Below are 22,030 nucleotides of genomic sequence, written 5' to 3' on the forward strand. Positions count from 1 at the left end.
CGCCAGCAATATAGAAGATTTCAAGAAGTATGTAGAAACCTGCTCAAGGGCATCCGCCTCTACAAAAAGAAAAGAAACCAAGGCACATACACCTTGATTCCATCTCGTTAATGTGTTGAATGTATTCAAATATAAACTAGTTCCAAGCTGTGCGTTCACTGACAGGTTGATTTTCTTCAGTAGATCTTTGCTTTTCTGCAAGAGGATTTGCTGAATCGGGATGTAATTCAGAACCAAATTCTTCATGCAGGAACTTTTGACGTAGCTGCTGATTTACTTGTAACTTATTTACAGTACGTGCCTTCTTAACAATAATTTTGTTAGAATTTTTGCTCATATTTGATACCTCAACCTTCATTAAGTTTTGAAAAAGCCAATCATGAATATGACTTCACCTTTTCACTCTATAGATTAACCGATTATAGAAATTTTATTAATTTACAATAAAATTTACATTGTCAATTTGCTCGATAAAGCTGACCGTTCAAATTACATAAATTTTTAAGCTAATAGAAGGTATTAAGTAATGCATTATTTAGAAGGATAATAGTATCAAATATATATTTTTATTATAATTCTAAAAATTCATATTAACTTACAATTTATTTAACATTTTCCTGTTAAAATATATTCGTTAACTATAGTAATTTATAAGAATAGTGTAATAAAGGAGAGGATATGTAACCTTTGTAGTAATATGAAGAGTTTTTAGCAAACTATAAAACAAGATAAGGAGCTTAAAGAATGAAAAAAACAGGATTTAATCATTTCATTTCTAAAATTGCATTATCATTTTTACTTGTTATATCGATGATTTTACCTCATCTGGCAGTTGTTAATGCGGAAACGACAGAGGCCATTGGTGTTGATGAAGCTATCAGTTTGTTTGATGCAACAGCTGTTAAGCCAAATGTTACAGTAGAGGGTTATATAGTAGGGTTTGCCAAAAGTGAAACATCTTATGTGGTAGAAGCAGAAAGCGATACGAATATTGCGATAGCACAAACACCTGGTGAAACCGATGTGGCGAAGATGCTTTATATTCAATTACCATCTTCACCTTCTACATTTAGAGCAGAATTTGGTTTAAAATCGAACCCAAGTAATTTAGGGGCTAAAATTAAATTAACTGGCTCGTTGGAAAAATACTTTGGCAACCATGCAGGTATAAAATCTTTATCTGCCATAAGTTTTGTGGGAGATAATCCAACTGAGCCTGTTGAGCCAACCGATCCTCCAGATGTAGAAATTATTTCTATTGGTGATGCACGTAAAGCTGCAATCGGGGAAGTAGTAACTGTATCAGGTATTGTGACAGCAAAGCTCGAAACAGCTACTGCCCATATTCAAGATGAAGATGGGGCAGCTATTGCAATTTACCCTGTTGATAGTCTTTCTGCTAAGGTGGGAGACCTTGTAACGGTTCAAGGCAAAGTGGCCGAGTACAGTGGATTAAAACAATTAACTAATATTAAGCTCGTAGGCACACCAATTTTATCGGCAGTACCACAGCCACATATTGTGACAAGTGCAGGCATTGCAGAAGAAAATGAATCAAAACTTGTAACGATAAAAAATGTAGCGATTACTGGATCAGGCCAAAATTTCACAGGAACAGACACGGCTGGTACATTCGCTATTTATGATAAAACAAGAAATTCAGGTTTGGTTACAGGTAAAACGTACGGTGAAATTACGGGAATCGTTGGGCAATTTACAAATCATCAGCTTCTTCCGATTCAAATCATTGAAGATACAACAAAAGTTCAGGACATTCAAGCTTCTCATATTGGGGGAGTAACAGCGGGTACCAATGTAACGCTTTCTACAATTACAGAAGGTGCAACAATTTATTACACAGTGGATGGCTCAACGCCAACTACAGCAAATACAAAGTACACAGGTGAAATTACCGTTAATAATCCGATGACGATTAAAGCGATTGCAGTGAAAGAAGGCTTAACAAACAGTGCCATTGCAACGTTTGTTTACGAAATTATTGATATTGAGAATGCCACAATTAGCGATATTCAAGGGGCGGGTCATACATCCCCGTATCTAGGTTTTTCCGTAAATGATGTAGAAGGGGTCATAACTTTTGTTATTGATTCATCGAGCTTTATTATGCAAGAAGATGAGTCGGCTTTCGATGGCGTAAAGTCAACAGCGATTAAAGTAAATAAATCAGCACATAATGTGGCAGTTGGAGACATTGTGGAAGTTTCAGGAGATGTAATTGAAGTAGGTGGAAATACGCGTTTAAAAGATACGCAAATTTCAGCAACAACAATTACAAAAACAGGTAATACAGTAATGCCAGAACCTCTTGTAATAGGAGAGGATTTATTCCCTCCGAACAAAATTATCGACAATGATAGTTTTGCAATTTTTGATCCACAGGAAGACGGGATTGATTTCTGGGAATCACTCGAGTACATGCGTGTATCGTTCCCTGACGCGAGAGTAATTGGACCAATCTACAATAATGATTCTCCGATCGTCGTACCAAGTACAACAAATAACACATTTAACGTAAATGGTGGTTTAAATATTGCTGCCGATGATTACAACCCGGAGAAAATTATGCTTGAAGGGGTAGCAGGTAAAAATTATGAATCAGGCGATCGTTTTAATGAAGAACTGATTGGATTTGTAGAAAATTTCTCGGATGGCTACCGACTAAATACGAATAAAATATTCCCGGAAGTAACAAAGGCAAATATCCAGCAAGAAGTAACACATCTCGAGCCAGTAGCAGACAAGCTGAATGTCGCAGCTTATAATATCGAGAATTTCTCGAATAATAGTGCCAATACGCCAGATGAAAAAGTAAGAAAAATTGCCTCAAGCTTTGTGCATAATATGAAGTCACCAGATATTATCACATTAGTGGAAGTACAAGATAATGATGGTCAAATTGATTCAGGCAATGCAGATGCATCGGAAAGTTATATGCGTTTAATTAACGCAATTATAGCTGCAGGTGGTCCTTCTTATGATTGGACTGACGTTACGCCAATTAACAACACAGTTGGCGGTGCACCAGGCGGCAATATTCGTGTAGGTTACTTATACAACCCAACACGTGTATCACTTGTGGAAGGTGTAAAAGGAACGGGTAATCAAGTAAACTCATGGACAGCAGATGGAAGCCTGACATTGAATCCAGGTTTTGTCGATCCATCAAAATTTGAAGATACACGTAAACCAATTGCAGCAGAATTTGAATTCCAAGAAGAACGAATTATCGTGATTGGAGCACATTTAAACTCTAAAGGCGGGGATGATTCACTTTGGGGACCAACACAGCCACCAGTTTTAGGGTCTGTACCAGAACGCCTTGAGCTTGCACAGGCAATCAATGATTTTATCAATGAAGGGCTTGCAAAAGATCCAGATTTAAATGTTGTCGTAGCAGGTGATATGAATGACTTTGAATTCACACCGGCTCTTGAAACATTAAAGGGTAATATTTTAACGAATATGGTGGATAAAGCTCCGGAGGAAGATCGTTTCACTTACTATTTCCAAGGGAACAACCAAGTGCTGGATCATATTTTAGTATCGAATAATCTTGCTAATGTGACGGAGATTGATTTGATTCATATTAATGCGAACTTTACAGAAGCGCAGGGTCGTGCATCTGACCATGATCCAGTATTAGTGCAAATAGACTTAAAGGCAGGAAAAGAAGAGACACCAGCACCAATCGTACCTGAAGATATCTATAGCTATCAAAACTACAAAACAGGTAAGTTAATCATGAATCGTCCAAGTATTTCTCTCACTTTAGGGAAGAATACGGATATTAAAAATGGAGTTGCAGTATTTAGTCAATATGCAGAATTCCACGGAGTAGGATTTGCGGACAAAACAGTCACAATCAGTCCGAAAAAAGGGAAGGCAATTATTGATTTTAAAGGAACGCCAATAGGGAAAATTATTATTGAAGGAAAAAATGTAAAAGAAATTCGCAATTTACCTGCAGGAGCGAACATTACGTATACAAAAGGAGCTTCAGCAGAGGAAATTGAATTTAAGTAATGGATATCAATTTTAATAAAAGATTAAAATATTAATATAGTTCCCAGTCTCTAAAAGTTATAAAGTAGAGGCTGGGTTTTTTTGATTAATATGGTATGTTATATATAGGTAATCTATACTTATTAAGTAAGAGGTGGAAGGTATGAAGAAAGTTTTTTTGGGAATTATTATGCTTTTAGGAATGATGATATTAACACCGGTATCTAGTGGGGAGGCTGCTTCGGAACAGCAAACAAATATTATTGTGAAATATGAAACAGAGCATGATAAGAAGCTCATTATACAACAATCGGATTCGGTCGTTAAGGAATATAGTCAGCTTCCTTTGCTGGAAATTAATATTTCTAAAGATGTATTACAAGAATTAATAAGTAATAAACATATTGTATTTTATGAAGAAAATAAATCCTTTTCTATTCAAAATCAGTTTAAAGTAGCAAACATATCATCTACTGAATTGGAACGTTGGAATTTAAAAGCGATGGATGTCCAGAATGGGTGGAATGCTGGGTTTACTGGTAAAGGGGTAAAGATAGCAATTATCGATTCTGGAGTTGCAAACCATTCAGACCTTACAGTTGTAGGAGGGGCTTCCTTTGTCGGAAATAGTTATGAGGATGATCACGGGCACGGTACTCATGTTGCGGGTATTATTGTTGGGAAGCACAATGGAATTGGTGTAGCTGGAATTGCACCAAATGCTGAAGTTTATGCTTTAAAAGCAATTGGAAAAGATGGCAAAGGCGATGTAGCCGATGTCTTAAAAGCAATTGACTGGGCAATTGAAAACAAGATGCATATCATTAATTTAAGTTTTGGTGATTTAGAATATGCAAAATCTCTTCATGAAGGAGTAAAAAAGGCGGCTGACCACGGCATTATGATTGTAGCTGCAAGCGGTAATGAAGGGAATGACAGCGGAACGGGAAATACAATTAATTACCCGGCGCGTCATGATGAAGTAATATCTGTAGCCTCGATTAATCGACAATTCAAACGTTCTTCATTTAGTGGGACAGGGAATACAAATGACTTTGCTGCACCAGGTGAAGAGATTTACAGTACATATTTAAATGGGCAATATGCAACATATAACGGAACTTCAATGGCAACACCTCATATTACAGGGGTGCTTGCACTGTTAATGGAGCAATATCCTTATGCAACAGCGACAGAATTACGTGATGGGTTACGTTATATTGCAGAAGATTTAGGGGAAGTTGGATATGATTCATTATATGGGTATGGGCTACCGAAATTTAAAATGCCAAATAGTATGATGATGAGTGAGATGTTAAATAGTGACTTATCGGCAACATCTACGATAAGTAAAATCGAAACAATGCCTAATACAATAGAAAAGTTAGCATTAAAAAATGACTGGAATAAATCGCAACAAACAATCATTTCGCAAATCGATCAAATATTAGCGGACTTTGTTAGAACTCCTACTGAGCAGAAATATAATCAATTAATCGGCCTTTTAGAAGGAGTAGTGTCAGTTGATATAAAGCTCCACAAGCAAAAGCAACTAGACGCTACTATTGCTAGATTATTTGAGCCGGCTACTAATGCTGTAAATGTATTTAACAGAAATAAAACAAATTATAATTATAAAAAAGCGGAGACCGAATTAAAAAAGTTGCCTTCGCTAAAGCCGAAGCAGGAGCTTGAAGCGGCATTAAATGAGGGGTTGCAACAGTTTGCCAAAAAAGCGATTGATGGCTTAGCACAATATGAAAAGCAACCAACCAAAAAACATTATGATTATGCTCTATTTTCAATTAATAGCTTACCGGATTCGTCTGTCAAATCTGAGCTAATGGAAAAAATGAAGAAGCAAGTACAAACTGCAGTAAAGCAAGCAACAGCTAAAATTTCTGCATATGAGAAAAAACAGACATTGAAAAATTATATAAATGCTGAAAATTCCATAAAAGCTGTATTTGATGATAAGGAACGTTCAAAGCTCGAATTGAAAATTAAAAAAACCGTAAATAATAATATGGCAAAAGCAAAAACACGTGTCGCAAATTATGAGAAGAAAAAATCAGAGACAAATCGTAATTTAGCAATGAAAATAGTACGTGAGTTGCCGAATGGTAAAGAAAAAGAACAATTATTGAAACGGTTAAAATAGTGATTTAAAAGACTAGAATTTAATTCAGAAAACCAGTATCTTCCTAGAAATTCAGGAAAAGAAACTGGTTTTTTCTATTTCCTAAATGTTTATCCTTTAATACCATATATTTTCAATTATATTATATTATAGTATTTAATTTCATGGTATAATTATTGTAAATAATTGTTAGACAAGAGGTGTAAAGGGATGGAAATGAATAATATTGGTGAGACAATCAAGCGATTAAGACTAGCCAAAAAAATACCTTCTCAATCGCTTTATACGGACCTTTTATCTCGCCAAGCTCGCAGCAATTTTGAGAAAGGTGAGAGTGATACAACGGTAAGCAAGTTTTTCATCTTATTGGATCGTTTAAATATTTCACTAGACGAGTTTTATGTTCTTCATACACAAAAAGAAAGTGTTGAATTTCATTTGTTTACCGATATCGCTTCTGTATATTACAAAAAAGATATCGAAGGATTAATATTGTTAATAAATAAATTAAGCGAAGAGTATAAGAGAACAAATAATATTAAGTATTACCATTATAAAATTATGGTAGAAAATATGCTGCGTATACTAAAAAACGAATCACCATCCGAAGATTTCGAACAATTAAGTAATTATTTAATGAATTGTGATTCATGGGGTTATTATGAAATTATGTTATTTTCCAATTCAATTAATTACTTCTCACAAGATTTGATTGATATTGTGTTTAAGCGTAGTAAAGACATAATAACAAACTTCCGTATATTAAGAAGATACCGGAATGAATACGCAATGCTTCTTTTAAATATTATTAATAAAAATATACTAGAATCGAATTTCCGAGTGGCTGAAAAATATTATAAAGAGTATGAGGAAATGGACGAAGTGTTGCAAAATGATATGTACTTTCAAACGATGCGGATATATTTCCGTGAAGTTCTTGAAATAGTTACAAATAAAAAGCGAGCTACAGAAGATTTAGAAAAGGTTATAACATATTTAGGATATTTCAATATGAGTAATAAACAAAAACAGTGTATTGCACTTTTAGAAAAATTAAATTTTCAAGTTGAAAAAAAGACGAATAAAAACTTAGAGATTGCCTTTCAGATAACAAAAAAATAATTCTTGAAAAGTAGAATTTCTATCCATTAACAATGGTGAGAAATTCTACTTTTTTTATTTAAATAATAAAAAAGTCTATTATAGTGGACATTTAATTTAAATAGGTAAATAGATGCTAAAATAATGCAATGGCGCAAAGTGAATACTAGAAATATAGGGGAGGATTGTTATGGGTTTACATATAAAATCGTTGATTCAAGAATATTCAAGAACAGAAATAACAACATTATGGATGCATCATCGAATAGAAGATAAATACTATAATGTCTTCTCTATTGTAGAACTTTGTCCATTTGAACAGCAATACTCACTTCCAATTGAATCAATGAGAAAAAATGGGGAAAGTGTACCCTTTGTATATTTTAAACTTGATCAACATCGAACACTTTATATGAGTAGAGAGTTTAAAAATAACCCGGAAGATGGGTTGACCTATTTTCTTAATCCTAAAATTTCGCAAAGATCTCCAAGTAATTCACAAGATAATTTAACAATAGATTCAATTGAAAAAATAAATCCTATTTTAACAAAAGTAACAAAATATCCAAGCACGCATTTGGAATATATATTACCGAAAAGATCTGTTGCATTTCGGGTATGGGCAACTCTTGATGACAAACAAATAATATCAAGTCAATTAAATGCGCAAGACATTTTTAAGGTAGATACTTTGACTGAAAAATACCTCGGTTTTAATTTGTCTATTTATAAAGAATACTTTGGTGCAATGCTAATGGCACTTCCAAACCCCTACTTAAGGATGATAAAAATAATAGGAATTCCAAAAGAAGCATCAGTTATTCTCTCATTTTACGAAAGAATGGGAAAAACAATTATTGACGGGGAAATTGAAATTACGGATATTCGCATTTCTGGTCAAGGCTTTCGAATAAAAAAAGTGATTCTAGAAAATAAGATGCATATTAAATTACCATACATAGTAAAAGAAGTTAATGTGAAATTATTTGATACGTATAAGCAGTTAATTTATGAGGACAAAATAATATTGTGTTAAAAATTAAATTAAAAGTAAATCGAATGATTCATTAACGTAAGTTGGGGATGACAAAATACCGCCTCGCGATAGCGCAAGCGGCTTAATTAGGTATTTTTTACTTCACTTTATAACGAGGGCAAAATTTGGAGATTGGTGGGCCTCGCAAACGGCAATAAAGGCAGTGATAAAGACATGTATCACGTGGCTTTAGCGCTGTCTTACCGTAGCCCACCAATCAAGTGAAAATTTATTGGAAAAGCAACTCCGTTTTATGGTGATGAGTCAAATAAATAGATTATTTATGCTTGGAGGATTTATATGATTTCAGAAGACTGGCAATTCCATAACAGTAATAATCAACGGGATAGATACAAAAAAAGAGTGAGAGAAGTAAATATCTGATGAATTATCCAGTTGAGTTCTGGTCGAAGTTATCAGCGTCAATGGCTTTACGTGTTTTAAATTCTTTAGGACTGGAAGTTGAAACATACTCTGACCTTAAATCAAATGAATCAGTACAATTAAGAAATCAATTTGAGGATTTGAAAGAGGGTTTAATCATTCTTTTCGAGTATTCCCGACTTAATCATCGTGAAAAAAGTAAAGAAGAAATAAAATTGCTCGCAACATTACTAATAAATGAATATTTTGAGACTAACGAAGAAATAAATATTCAGCAATTTTTAAAAGAGTTGTCGGTTATAAATAATGAATTACTCACTGAAATTGTACAAATTATACTTAGTAGTATTCAAATAGAAACTCTTCCTCTACAGAAAAAAAATTTAGATATAAGGAAGGCCTGTATAGAGCATCTATCAACCCATTTGAATGATTCTATTGAGTTTTTTATTAGTAAACAAACACACACTTCTCTTTTAGTCGGAATGCTACTGCACTTTGAGGTACCTGATTCGAAAAATAGTAAGAAGCTTTGGGAAGCATATTTAACCATGATCGAGAACGATGAACTCTTTTGGTCTTATAATCTTCAAAAGGATTTAGATGATTATCAATTTTTATGGCTTTCAGCAGGAATATTAACACAACAGGATATACCATTGGAAAGTTTGAAACTTGCAGTGAATCGGATAAATCATATTTCAGAGGGGTGGAGTATACCAAAGAATGCAACTTATAAAAAGGATAAGCAAATAATTCACTTATATATGGTTGGGGCTATGGCTTCTGAATGGTTAGTAGCTAAGGAAAGAAATAATGACGCTGTTCAACTTTATAATTATATTTTTCATAAAACAACCAATTACTTGAGAAGCTCAATTCCACATGAAACGGATATTATTAACCCATTAATAATTGAACTATGGTCAAGATTACCTCAAATAAAACCAGCTGATTCTCTTGATATAGCTCTTTATACGATTCCTTTATATGATGAATATAAACATATTCTCTTAGCATTAACTGAATTGTATTATCACTCTAACAACAAAATCGATATAAAATTACTAATGCGTGAAATACATGAAGAGCTTTTTCCATTAGAGAAAATAATGTATGCGCATGATGAAAATCTATTAAAGTGGTATGAACAATTTGACTGGTGGATGGACTAATTCCCTTGTTAATGAAACGGTACTAGAACATTTAAAACATGAAAACACATTACGCTTTTATGAGGCGAAATGTGTTTTCATTACTTATTATCTAATAAAAATTAATCGTAAAGTAAGGTGCCTTCTTACTACTATACTCCAAGCCTACAATCGCATTGTTGAAACGAGATTGTAACAGGTTGTCACGATGTCCTTTACTGTTCATAAAGCCTTCATGTGCGTAAATTACATTATAGTGGCCATATGAAATATTTTCGCCCCATGTTCTAAGCTCGGCTTTACTCATCCCACCGCTAAGCATGCGGTCATAAGGAGAGGCCCCTGAAAGACTCGTATGGGAGAAATAATTGTTATCAATCATATCTTTACTATGTTTTCGGGCAATGGCGGCCCATTGCGGTGAATGGGTTAATGGCTGAACGCCTTCAGCAGCACGTGCTTGGTTCATGAGCTCGACCATTAGTTGCTCGGAATGCTTTTGCGTATCGGAAATATTTCCGTAGAAGCCATCCTTTTTCACTTCATAATCTTTGTGTACATATAAAATCGAACGGATTACATTCTTTTTATGCAAATCATAGAAAAATGTCACATAATAATCATCAATCAAATAGAAATTGTATTCATTGGACGATGCGGTATTATAGTTAACGTTTCCGCGAAGTACTGATGCATTTTTTGTTCCGTATTTTGCCTTTACTTGCGTTGCAGTAGCGGTTCCTATTTTTAAATCCTGGGCACCGAAGAAGCTTTTTCCTTCTTTCGTCATATATCGCGCGACAATTTTATTGTTATCAACGCCCTCTAGCTCGAAATCTATATTCTTGCCAGTCTGTTTCCAGGCAAAGTCATATTCACTATTGTAAGTTGTTGTGGCTGTATCAGGTTTTTCTGCAGCTGGTGGGGGAGGGGTGTTTCCACCTACTTGTCCAGTATTTTTATAGTTTAGTGTACGATATAAAAAAGTAGCCATTTGCGCACTCGTTACATTATTGTTCGGTAAAAAACGATTCGATTCATTACCTGTTGTAATACCGAGACTTGCCAAAATATTGACATAGTCGTAATACCAGCTAGATTTTGAAACATCTCTAAAACTATAAGTATCTTTTCCTTTTAGTTTAAAGCTTTCTACTAAAATTTTTGATAGATGTGAACGTTTTACTGCCTGATCGGGATTGAAGTTGCCGTATTCATCGCCGTCAAAAATACCTGCTTCATATGCCCAAATAATTTCTTTAGAGAAAGTGGTTGAATTTATTAAATCCTTTAATTGATTATTATAAGAGCGTATTTTCGGAATAGCTAAATTTGAATCATTTGATAATATTGTATGAAGAATTTTCGATGCTTCTGCTCGTGAAACCGGGCGGCTAAAGTTAAACTGATTGCCGGATTTATAGTCATAAACGTTAAGGTTATTTAAATATTGAATAGCTTCTGTGTGGGAATTTCGGCTATTTTCTACATCATAAAATGTCTTTTTGGCAGAAGCGTCATCGCTGGCTATGAATAATGCACAAGCGAAGAAAGTAGCGGCCAGGAAAGTTTTTGTCATTCTTTTTGTCATTCGTTTCTACTCCTTTTTATTTCTATTTATTTTCGTGAGTGGTTATGTTTACAAAAAAGAGCGGGAGTCATTATTTATTTCTGACTTTACCCGCTTGCTTTATTCTCAAACACTCGCTATTTTATTAAATACCATAACGTTTCTCTCCACGTGACATCTACATAGTCCCAGTCAAATTTCTGCAATGGATATGGTCTGAATGTCGGAGCAAACAGGTTTTTTTCATCTCCGTCTATAAAAATCTGATTTGAAGCAATAGGTGCTGTGAAGACGGCTGTATCTTCCAAATCGTGATTAGTAGGCTCATCTTCTTTTTCGTCTGGATCTTTTAGTTGAACAGTTTGAATACGCGGTTCAGCAGGTATCTTAGTCTCTTCAGAGTTTTCCTCAACCGATTCTTCATACATAAAATCCTTTTGCTTGATTTCTGCTTTATGCTTAAATATGACATCGACAGGCTCAAGCTTCGTTCTTCCATCGTCCCCAACTGCATAGATCAGATTTTCTGTATTGTCCGCCTTATATTGGACAAGCCAATGATCTCGTACTTGGAAACTATCATTAGCTTCTATTGTTGTAATTTTTGCTGTAGCTAGAGTACCTATAGGCTTTTCTAATAACAAATCAGTAGGTTCAATACTAACTTCATAGACCGTCTCATCACGATTGATCTTTTTCTTTTTGATCATTTCGTCAAATGCTATTGAATTTCGTGCTGGGATTTGCTGCTTTTCCAATATATGACCTTCAACGTTAGTCTCTTCCTTACCATCAAAAGAAATTGTAGCAGATTGTCCTATTTCGATTTCCTGCCAGTCTTTATATGTTACATAGGCCACAACTTTCTTTTCTTGTGACTGAATTTTAAAGGTAATAGAATCGCCCTCGAGTACAATCTCTTTTACAACACCGTCAACTGGAGAGGTTAGAGAGTTATTACTGCTTAATTGGGAAATCATACTATCTAATATACTAAGCTGGCGCTCGGTTTCAGCAATGGAGCGCTGGATAACTGCGATGCCTTCTGCAGTTGGTGTATTCTGCTCGATTCCAAGCTCTAGTGTTAAGTTAATATTCCAGTTTTCATTATCACCAAGTGTTGTTGAATCTGTAGCTGTACTTGGTGTAGAACTACCGCTTTCATACTGTAAATCGGAAACAATTCTCTCTAATTCAGCTAATTCATTTGCATAAGCTTCCCGGTCAGTTTGAAGTCGCGCTACTTCACGTTCGGCTTCTTCGGGCTTATAAATCGCGAGTTCACTTAGTGCACTAATGCTTTGGCCTTCTGATACTAGCACTTCGCTAATAGACTGGACAGGTGCTGCGATGAAATGTTCATATTTAGATGATACTACTGCCTCGGTTTCAAAAACTTTTTCATGATTTTCCGCTACGGCAAATTGCACATTATTAATATAGTATTTCTTTAAAATAATATCGTTGTCCTTTAATAGTAAATAGCCATTGATCGATACAAAGAACAGGGCGAGTATACTAAAGAATTTTACTTTTTTTGTAATAAGCATTACAGACCAAGCCACCCTTCAATCCAAGTTAAAACAGGAAGAATGCTATATAACGCAACAAGCAAGGCAAATATAACTTGAATCAATATTAATTTTATAAGTAATACTTTTGGACGCTCAACCCAATTCGATAAAAATATGTATTGTATCCATACTGTAATAATCGTTGCGATTGTTAATTGGTTTAGGAAAAACAATAAATAATCTTGATAATACACGTATGCCATAGCCGGAGCCAATGAGAACAATGTGAATGGAGTAGAAAAACCTGCAACTGCAAAAATGATGATTGTCAGAGCTTTCTCAAGGACAATGAAAAATAACGTATAAAGTTGTACCTTTTGAATCCAACGAAAAGGAATTTTCGTAAGTAAGTAAATCACGTATGTAATGACATAATAATGGAAAACAAAAAATAATATGCCTGCTAAAATGGCCCCAAATAAAGACATCATGCGGGCAAAACTATATAAATGATCTTCACCATTTACAAGTAGAGCGGTTAAATCCGCAGTGTTCATCCCCCAAAAGTTACGTACAATAAAGAAAAGTAACGTAAAGCCAAAAATTACCCAAACACTTGTTAAATACCCTTTAAGTTTATGATCTTCGCTACTTTCCAGGTTATGTATTAGCTGTGAGGGGTGAGAAAGCTGCTGCCAAAATTTGAACTCGTACATAAATTCACCTCAATAATTTTAATAACATATGATAAGTACCCCAAGTTAAAGGAAATAACACATTTATTTACAGTCCCTAGAGGGCTAAATCCATTATAAGACTTTCTAGTTAAGAAAATGAATTAATATGTATATACAAAATTATACCTGTAGGCAATTATCACTGCCGATTTATAAATAAACATAAATTATCCACATTTAGTAACCCTATTTTTGTTAAAATTACTTCGTAAGGATATTAAAGGAATGAGTGGTAAATTTTAATGAAAAAAAGCTTTATGCTATTTATTATAGTTTTATTCGGTGGGATTGGGTTTGCAGGCGATGTAGGTGCAGAGGAAGTGAAGTTTGCCATTATTTCTGCTGAGCAAGGGACCAACATGACAGCTACAGCAAATCCGGATGGTATGAAGGTAGCGGTATTGAAACAGGGTGGTCGAGTGAAGCTAATACGTCAGGAGGATAGTTGGTCGAAAGTTGAATATAATGGTCGGGTTGGCTGGGTGCGGAATGAAGCCATAACGCCATTTGCAGAAGACTTACTTTCCATTTACTCGATATATTATAAATTGCTTGAGGGGACAGAGAATCTCGTTTATGCATTAGTGAATGATTTTACACAAGATGGTATAGAAGATTTATATATCATTGTTGATGCGGATCCTTCAAAAGGACAATATATTGAAAAGATATACAGTGGCAATTCAGTCATATATCAAAAAAACTTAAAACATGGTTTAACCGTATTGAAAGATACGACAGATTATTATTTATTTCATCATGCACAGACAAACTCCGAAAAGAAACTTAAATTATCGGAATTAAATGATCAGGCAAAAACGGATTATTATGAAGCTAGTGAAGGGGAAAGTTCATACGAAATAGTTGCTAATACATATATGCATACTTATTTTGTCGTGCAATCAAGCAATGGAAAACTTTCAGAGCTTACCTTTACACATGAACAGGTAACCTCAAAAGATTTCTATGGCGGAGAAAAAAAGAATGAATATGATGAAACGGTCTATTTAGAAAAATTCCACTTATCAAATGGTGGTAAAACAGTGGAAGTTTCAGAAAAAGAGTATAAGGAATTTTTTGCGAAGTACGAAAAGGCTAAGGGTACAAAAATAATCTACAGTGATGATTATAATTCAGCATCGCTTTCGGATAAATATACGTTTGATTTAAACCGGGCAAAAAATGAATTGCTGAATTTAGCATCTAATGCGACTTCATTGAAGAAGACCGAAATGCTATCCGGAGAAATAGAAACGCTGAAATTAAAGCTTGCCCAATCAGTATTCCTAGAAATGCCTTATGAAAAGGCTGTTTCGCGCAATGCATATACAATGATAAAAAATGTAGAAGAAGGAATGAAATATGGTTTGCCAGGTTATGGAGCTAGCCAATTCACTAAAGGTAACGTGGACTCTCTACAGCCAAATATACAATATATTGATCGGTCACTAATCGAAAATATTATTGGGGATTTTTATGGAGCAACTATTAATACCGATGAATTTAATGCATTGGCTTTGGATAAGGATAGATTTCTCAATGAAAAGGTGTACCAGTTTCCTGTAGAGGGGGATGAGGGACCATCTGACACATATGTTTACCGACAGTTATTAAGTGTAGATCAGTTCGAAAATACATATGATGTACTTGGATTTGCTGATTATCAAATGCCTATTGATGTAACCGTAACAGAATCAAACGAACAAATGTTAATTGCAGGTGAACAATTGCAGGAAGGTTATGTCGTGTTCAAGCGCCTTCCATTTAAATCCGGAATGGAATGGGTATATATTGATACTATTTCAAATCTTGATTTAATCGATACTAAAAAGTATCAAGTTTATGAAAATACATTACCGCTATTGCAAAGCTTAATCGCTGAGCAGCAAAATGCAGGGGAAGTTGAGGTAGATCAAACCGAAGAACCGCTCATTGCATCAGCAGCTACTAAGGGAGTAAATGCGGAGATGACTAAGGAAGAAAACGCTGTATCATGGAGTATGATTCTAATTGTATTAGCATTAGTATTAAGCGTATTTGGTGGGGCATATTTATTTTACAAAAGAAAAATTAAAAGTTAATGGTTTGTTTTATGGTGAAGCGGTCTCTTACATAGAGGCGGCTTTTTCGCTTTTTAATAGGAAACATATATACCAGTTTTACCAATTAAATACTTTATAAAGTCAAAAAAATGTCAATAATATAATGTGAAACGAAATTTTAAAGGGATAGATATTATATTATAAAACTAATTATTCCCATGTAAAATAATTATTGGTAAATAATAATACTAGAAAGTTCAGATAATTAAACATTGAATTTAACAGTGTTTGTAAGGTTTTGTTGATATTTAACAAAATAGCATTGACATTAAATTTTCTTACTAATATACTTAAAAATGTTATCGTAATATACGAGACACAAAGTAAGTAAATGATAAAAATTTGTTTTTATTGGAGGAAATCATTCTATGGCTAACCAACCAAAGAAATATACTAAATTCGTAGCAGCTGCTGCTACAGCTACTCTAGTAGCATCTGCAATCGTTCCTGTAGCTTCTGCTGCATCATTCAAGGACGTTGCTGAAACTAACTCACACGCTGTAAACATTGAAGCATTAGTTGAAGCGGGTATCATTAAAGGATTTGAAGATGGTACATTCAAGCCTGGTCAAGAATTAACTCGTGGCCAAGTTGTTAAAATGTTAGGTAAATGGGTAGAAAAACAAGGTTTTGAAATCCCAGCTGACTTCGCAACTAAAGCTCGTTTCACTGACGTAGCTGTAGATGCTAAAGACCAAGAATTAGTAAAGTATGCTGCATTAGTAGCTGACACTGGCGTATTCAACGGTTCTAACGGTGCATTAAATGCAGGTGGCAAAATCACTCGTGAAAATATGGCTCTAGTTTTAGACCGCGCTTTCAAAGCAATCAACGAAACTTCTTTAGTAGAATTAGCTACTAAAATCGAAGACGTTAAAGTTGCTGACTTAGCTACTGCTAAAGCAGAAGCTCGTGAAGCTATCCAATCATTACGTGACTTAGGTATTTCTGTAGTTGAAAACTTCAACCCTAAAAATACAGTAACTCGTGGCCAATTCGCATCATTCTTAAACAAAACAATCAACACTTCTGTTGAGTTAACTGTTAAAGAAGCAGTAGCAGTAGATGCTAAAACTTTAAACGTTACTTTATCTGATGATTCTACTCATGTAGTTGCATTAGAAAAAGCTTTAGAAGCTAACGAAGCAACTAAAGTAACTTTCACAATCGACGGTAAAGAATATACTGCTACAGTAACTTTCAAAGTTGAAGCTCCAAAAGTAATGTCAGTTAACATCGTTGACGGCGTAACTGTTGAAGTTAAATTCAGCGAAGCAGTATTAAAATCTGATATTAACAACAAAGTATCTATCCAAGGTACAACTTTAGATACAGCTAATTTATCTGAAGACGGTAAAACATTAACATTAACTTCTCAATCAGCAATTAATGTTAAAGATGCTGCTGTAGTAGTAGAACCTATCCGTACTGCTAAAGATCGTTTAGTAAAAACTGCTAAATACGTATCTGTAGTAACTTACAAAGATGAAGTAGCTCCATCAATCGTTTCAGTTAAAGCTGTAACAAAAGGTAAAGCTACAGAAACTGTAGTAGTAACTTTATCTGAAAAAGCTTCAATCGGTGCTGCGAAAATCAATGGTACTGATGTAGCTTCTAACAAAATTACTGTTGAAGGCAAAACTGTTACTTTAGAAGGCGTTACAGTTGAAGCTGGTAAATCTCACACTGTTGAATTATTCAATGTAGTAGATACTGCTGGTAACAAATCAGTTAAAGCTTCAAAAGCATTTGAAGTAACTGTAGATACTGTAGCTCCAACAGCAACAATCGAAGCTGCTGGCGACAACGCTATTTTAGTAACTTTCGACAAAGCAATGAACGTTGATTCTGTAAAAGCTGCATTAGTTAACGGTATTGTTAAAGACGAATTATTAGGTGCTGTAACAAGTGATACTGCAACAGTTGTAGAAAAATCTGACAACAAACAATTCTTAGTAGAATTAGACGACAACACAATCTTTGCTAACAAAGATTCACGTACTTTCACTGTAGTATTAGGCGGTACAATGACTGATGCTTTAGGTAACAAATTTGCTGCTACTACAAAATCTGTTACATTAACAAAAGACGCTGTTAAACCAGTAGCAACTGGCTATGACATCATTGTTGATGAAGATGGTAAAGTAGAAGAAATCGTTGTAGAATTCAACGAAGCATTAGCTGCTAAATCTGGTATTAACTTCGGTACAATTGCAACTGTTGTTAACGCTGAAGGTAAAGTAGATTCTACATTAAACTCTTTAACTGGTTCAGTTGAAAAAGGTTCTAAGAAAGTATCATTCAAATTTGCTACTCCAGTATTAGTTGAAGGTAAACTAGCTGTAACATTCAACAAAGACTTAGTAACTGATTTAGCTTTAGCTGCTAACAAATCAGATGCATTCAACATGACATTTGACTTTGGTACTGCTAAAACTTCAACTGAATTTGTAATGGCTGCAGGCTCATTCGATACAACTTCTGCTGACACAATTAAAGTTACTTTCCCAGAAGCAGTAAAAGGTGGCGCAGTAGCAGGTTCTGCAACTGATTTAGCTAACTACACATTAGATGGTAAAGCATTAACTGGTGCTACAATTACAATTTCTGACAACAACCGTGTAGCGACAATCACATTAGCTGAAGGTACAATTACTGCTGATAACAACACAGCTGTAATGAAAGTATCAAACGTTCAAAACTTAGCTGGCACTAAAACAGTTAAAGCTTATGAGCAAACAATTGCTGTACAAGATACAAAAGCTCCAGAATTAACTTCTGCAGTAATCGTAGATAACCAAACAATCGAATTAACATATAATGAAGCTGTTCAATTCGGCGGTACATTCGCTTCTGACTTCTCATTAATCGTTGATGGTCAAGCTTCTCGTACTACATTAGCAAATGCAACTCCAGTAGCTGGTAAAGAAAACACAATCCGTGTAACTTTATCTGATGCAATTAACTTCTCATTAGTAGATACTGTAGCTGTAAAAGTTATCGGTAACGCATCTGTTACAGATAAAGGCGCACGCGCTAACGCTCAAAAATTAAATATCGAAGTAAAAGCTAAGTAATATTAGCAGTTTCGATTTTCGGCTTCCTCTATTTTTAATAGAGGGAGCTTTTTTTTTGTGAGAAAATTTGTAAAATATAGTATAATTCTATACAATATTTACTATGGAGGGATTAGTATGCATTTTTTTAGTCAATTGAAAATAAATGGGCTCTTACTGGAAGTTCAAGGTTATTTTCAATCAAAAATGAATGTTCTAGAAATTCATTGTAAAGAAGTAATATCACTCTTTAAAAATTGGAAATATGAAGAAGTAGTTGTCGTAGAGTTTGCTTTAATCGATAAAGATCAAACAGTTTATTTGGATAATTCAAATCTAGTAATATCTGAAGTTAGTCATAATCAAATAAAGTTATTACATATATAAAACTATAAACTTATAAAATTGGAGGAATTACATATGAAAAAAAATACTAGATTTCTAGCATCAGCAACAGCTGTTGTTCTAGCATCTACTGCAATTGTTCCAGTAGCTAGTGCAGCATCATTTTCAGATATTAAAGGAAGCGGTCATGAAAATGCGATTACTTCATTGGCGGAACAAGGGATCATTGGTGGCTATCCGGATGGTACGTTTAAGCCTAATCAAAATTTAACGCGTTCAGATGTGGTAAAGCTTTTAGGGAAATATTTAGTTTCATTAGGTCATAAGGTACCGGAAGATTACAAAACGAAAATGCGCTTTACCGACTTAACGGCAAAATCTCAGGATGAACTTCTACAGTATGCGGCATTAGTAAAGGATGTCGGTGTATTCCAGGGGAGTAATGGTGCGCTTATGCACCGTGATCAGTTGCGTCGTGACCAAATGGCAACTGTTTTAGTGCGTGCTTTTAAAGTTATTAATGAATATGACTATGTAACGCCAATGCTTGATTCGGAATATAGATCAAATATTAGTGATTTATCACGTACATCAGATGAGCATCAGGAGTCGATCAAAACGCTTGCTTATCATGGTGTCACGAAACAATCAACATATAACCCGAAAGACCCGACAAAGCGTGGTCAGTTTGCTTCTTTCCTATATAACATGTTGTTAGTAGAAGTACCTCAACCAGAGCCAGAAAAGCCGGTATTAACGATTAAGACAGTAGAGGTACAGGCAGCGGATAAACTGCGTGTTGTATTATCAGATGACAAAGCTTATATTGTAACGTTAAAAACGCCATTAGTAGAAAATGTTGAAACTGAAGTAACTTTTGAAGTAGGGGAACAAAGTTTTACGACAAAGGTAAAATTTGAAGTACCGGATTTAAAAATCTCTTCTGTTACAAATCCGAACGGTGGGCAAATTGCTATAGCGTTTAATCAGCCGGTAAAGCTAGGGACAGAGTTAAATACAGCGGCTATTAATAAGCTTGTAGCAGTAACAGGTATTGATCGCCTTGGACAAGTACAATTATTAAAAGGACAACTAAGTGAAGATAAGCGTACATTAACAGTAACAATTAATGCGACAACAGGGATGGAAGGTCGCTATCGTGTAGTAGTTGATGGGATAGAATCAGCAACAGCGAAAAAGCTCAATAAATATGATGATATTGCGACATTTGTAGCGGATAAAACAGCTCCAGCAGTATTGAAAGTGGAAAATGTCGCTGCAACTAAAGTAAAAGTAATTTTTACAGAGCCGGTTACAAATCCGATTGGCGTTACACAGTTTAAATTAGCGGATGGCTCAGTTGTTTCCGGAATTCAGGGTACAATTGAAAAAAATGCAACGGAAGTTATTTATGATTTATCTGCAGCTACAGCCCGCGGTCAGCTTTTGGCACCAGGTACTTCAATTACGGTTACATTTGGGACAATCGTTGATATTGCAAATAATTTATCTTCGCCAAATCCATTAACAACGTACATCTCAAAAGGGGATAAAGACGGCGTTGTACCGAATTTAGTGAATGTTACACAATTAGGAGCAAAAAAATTTAAGCTGACTTTCTCAGAAGAGATCCGTACTATCGTACCTGCAGATATTTCAATTGTCCAAAATACGTATTCTCCAGGGATTTCAAGTGTCGTTATAGATAAAGAAGATTCCAAATCATTTATTGTAACTACAAATGGCTCTTTAAATGGCTATACAACTATTTCGACAACACCTGGACGTTATATTACAGATTTGTCCGGTGAAGTGAATGTATTTTCAACGGCATATAACTTTGTAGCGGATACGACAGTTCCTTCTATTGTAAGTACAAATGTAGTGAAAGATAAAGGTATTGAGTATTTGGAATTTGCATTTGACCGAAATGTAGAGACAGCGGCATTCGCTCAAGTAAATCTAACAGGCAGCTATATTTTGAATGGCTATACGTATCCGCTCGCTGCGCCTTTAGTAGGACAGCTGGAAAAATCAGCTACTAATGATAAAGTTGTCCGTGTACGTTTAAGTACGCTAACGGGAGTTACAACAAATGCAGGATACACATATTCGGTAGGCGCTACATTTACAGGTGTGATGAGTGAGTATGGGCAGGCGGTAAACCCTGCATACCAAGTAAACTTTACGCGAGGCGCGGACTTTGCACAAACAGAAGAAAAACTTTCTTTATTAAGTGTTGAAACTGCGTATAATGCAAGACAGGGATCAAGTATTGACAATAAAACCATTGTCCTTACATTTTCTACACATGTGGATGGTGTATCAGCATCAAATCTACAAAACTATGCGTTAGACGGTGTGACGATTCAGCGAGCAATCGTCAATCATAATGAGCCATATAAAGTGTATTTAACACTTAAAGAGGGCGATATTATTTATGACCGCGGTACAAATTTAACGGTTAGTAACTTACGGGCTTTAAATTCTATTGTGTCGATGGATCCGCAAACAGTACTTGTTTACTTGAAGGAAAATATCGCACCGCAATATTTAAATACAAATGTTTCGGGCTTTGATACAATTACACTGACATTTAATGAAGCAGTGAAAAATGCATTAAATAACTCGTTTGAAGTGAAGGTAAATGGAACTGTAGCCCCAATAGCGCAAGTATATATGACAGGACAGTCAAGCAATCAGGTTTCCATACGTCTAGCACAGGCCTTAACAGCAAATCAAATAGTAGAAGTTACGCAAACAGCAACATCGACTATCAGTGACATTTCGAATAATAAATTAAATCTCTCACCAATACAGTTTACGGTTCCTCAAAATATAAACTTCTAATATTTGGAGCATATCTAT

The 22,030-nt window shown here is 34.9% G+C and carries 13 protein-coding genes; 9 read left to right on the forward strand and 4 right to left on the reverse strand.

Annotation, left to right across the window (positions count from 1 at the left end):
* Nucleotides 1-136: 136 nt before the first annotated feature.
* Nucleotides 137-337 carry a hypothetical protein gene (locus MKY13_RS02950; protein ID WP_191698725.1) on the reverse strand — a complete coding sequence of 67 codons (201 nt, stop codon included), beginning with the start codon at nucleotides 335-337 and terminating at the stop codon, nucleotides 137-139.
* 407 nt (nucleotides 338-744) lie between these two features.
* Between MKY13_RS02950 and MKY13_RS02955 the strand changes: the two genes are divergently transcribed.
* The 5 genes from MKY13_RS02955 (at nucleotide 745) to MKY13_RS02975 (ending at nucleotide 9,859) form a co-directional block, all read left to right on the forward strand.
* Entirely contained in the window at nucleotides 745-4,044 is a 3,300-nt protein-coding gene (locus tag MKY13_RS02955; RefSeq protein ID WP_339215194.1) for a DUF6359 domain-containing protein, read from the forward strand.
* A gap of 142 nt (nucleotides 4,045-4,186) precedes the next feature.
* Entirely contained in the window at nucleotides 4,187-6,184 is a 1,998-nt protein-coding gene (locus tag MKY13_RS02960) for a S8 family peptidase (RefSeq protein WP_339215195.1), read from the forward strand.
* Between the two features lie 189 nt (nucleotides 6,185-6,373).
* A complete protein-coding gene (locus MKY13_RS02965; protein WP_339215197.1) occupies nucleotides 6,374-7,285 on the forward strand; it encodes a hypothetical protein in 912 nt (303 codons plus the stop codon).
* A gap of 169 nt (nucleotides 7,286-7,454) precedes the next feature.
* Nucleotides 7,455-8,300, forward strand: a complete 846-nt coding sequence (locus MKY13_RS02970; protein WP_339215199.1) for a hypothetical protein — start codon at nucleotides 7,455-7,457, stop codon at nucleotides 8,298-8,300.
* Nucleotides 8,301-8,725: 425 nt separating this feature from the next.
* Entirely contained in the window at nucleotides 8,726-9,859 is a 1,134-nt protein-coding gene (locus MKY13_RS02975) for a hypothetical protein (RefSeq protein WP_339215201.1), read from the forward strand.
* 91 nt (nucleotides 9,860-9,950) lie between these two features.
* Here the strand turns inward: MKY13_RS02975 and MKY13_RS02980 are convergent, their stop codons facing one another.
* The 3 genes from MKY13_RS02980 to MKY13_RS02990 form a co-directional block, all read right to left on the reverse strand.
* Nucleotides 9,951-11,429 carry an S-layer homology domain-containing protein gene (locus MKY13_RS02980; protein ID WP_339215203.1) on the reverse strand — a complete coding sequence of 493 codons (1,479 nt, stop codon included), beginning with the start codon at nucleotides 11,427-11,429 and terminating at the stop codon, nucleotides 9,951-9,953.
* A 116-nt stretch (nucleotides 11,430-11,545) separates the two neighbouring features.
* A complete protein-coding gene (locus MKY13_RS02985) occupies nucleotides 11,546-12,958 on the reverse strand; it encodes an HlyD family secretion protein (RefSeq protein WP_339215205.1) in 1,413 nt (470 codons plus the stop codon).
* Nucleotides 12,958-13,638: an amino acid transporter gene (locus MKY13_RS02990; protein WP_339215207.1), complete on the reverse strand. Its 681-nt coding sequence runs from the start codon at nucleotides 13,636-13,638 to the stop codon at nucleotides 12,958-12,960. The genes MKY13_RS02985 and MKY13_RS02990 overlap by 1 nt, the downstream gene beginning before the upstream one ends.
* 278 nt (nucleotides 13,639-13,916) lie before the next feature.
* Between MKY13_RS02990 and MKY13_RS02995 the strand changes: the two genes are divergently transcribed.
* From MKY13_RS02995 to MKY13_RS03010, 4 genes are all read left to right on the forward strand, one after another.
* The gene (locus MKY13_RS02995; protein ID WP_339215209.1) at nucleotides 13,917-15,740 is read left to right on the forward strand and encodes an SH3 domain-containing protein; all 1,824 of its coding nucleotides are present in this window, start codon (nucleotides 13,917-13,919) and stop codon (nucleotides 15,738-15,740) included.
* Between the two features lie 389 nt (nucleotides 15,741-16,129).
* Nucleotides 16,130-18,838, forward strand: a complete 2,709-nt coding sequence (locus tag MKY13_RS03000) for an S-layer homology domain-containing protein (RefSeq protein ID WP_191698715.1) — start codon at nucleotides 16,130-16,132, stop codon at nucleotides 18,836-18,838.
* A gap of 117 nt (nucleotides 18,839-18,955) precedes the next feature.
* Nucleotides 18,956-19,204, forward strand: a complete 249-nt coding sequence (locus MKY13_RS03005; RefSeq protein ID WP_191698714.1) for a hypothetical protein — start codon at nucleotides 18,956-18,958, stop codon at nucleotides 19,202-19,204.
* A 33-nt stretch (nucleotides 19,205-19,237) separates the two neighbouring features.
* On the forward strand, nucleotides 19,238-22,012 hold the full coding sequence (locus MKY13_RS03010; RefSeq protein ID WP_191698713.1) for an S-layer homology domain-containing protein: 2,775 nt from the start codon (nucleotides 19,238-19,240) through the stop codon (nucleotides 22,010-22,012).
* The last annotated feature ends 18 nt before the right edge of the window (nucleotides 22,013-22,030 follow it).

Source organism: Solibacillus sp. FSL W8-0372, assembly GCF_037969735.1.
GTDB lineage: Bacteria > Bacillota > Bacilli > Bacillales_A > Planococcaceae > Solibacillus > Solibacillus faecavium.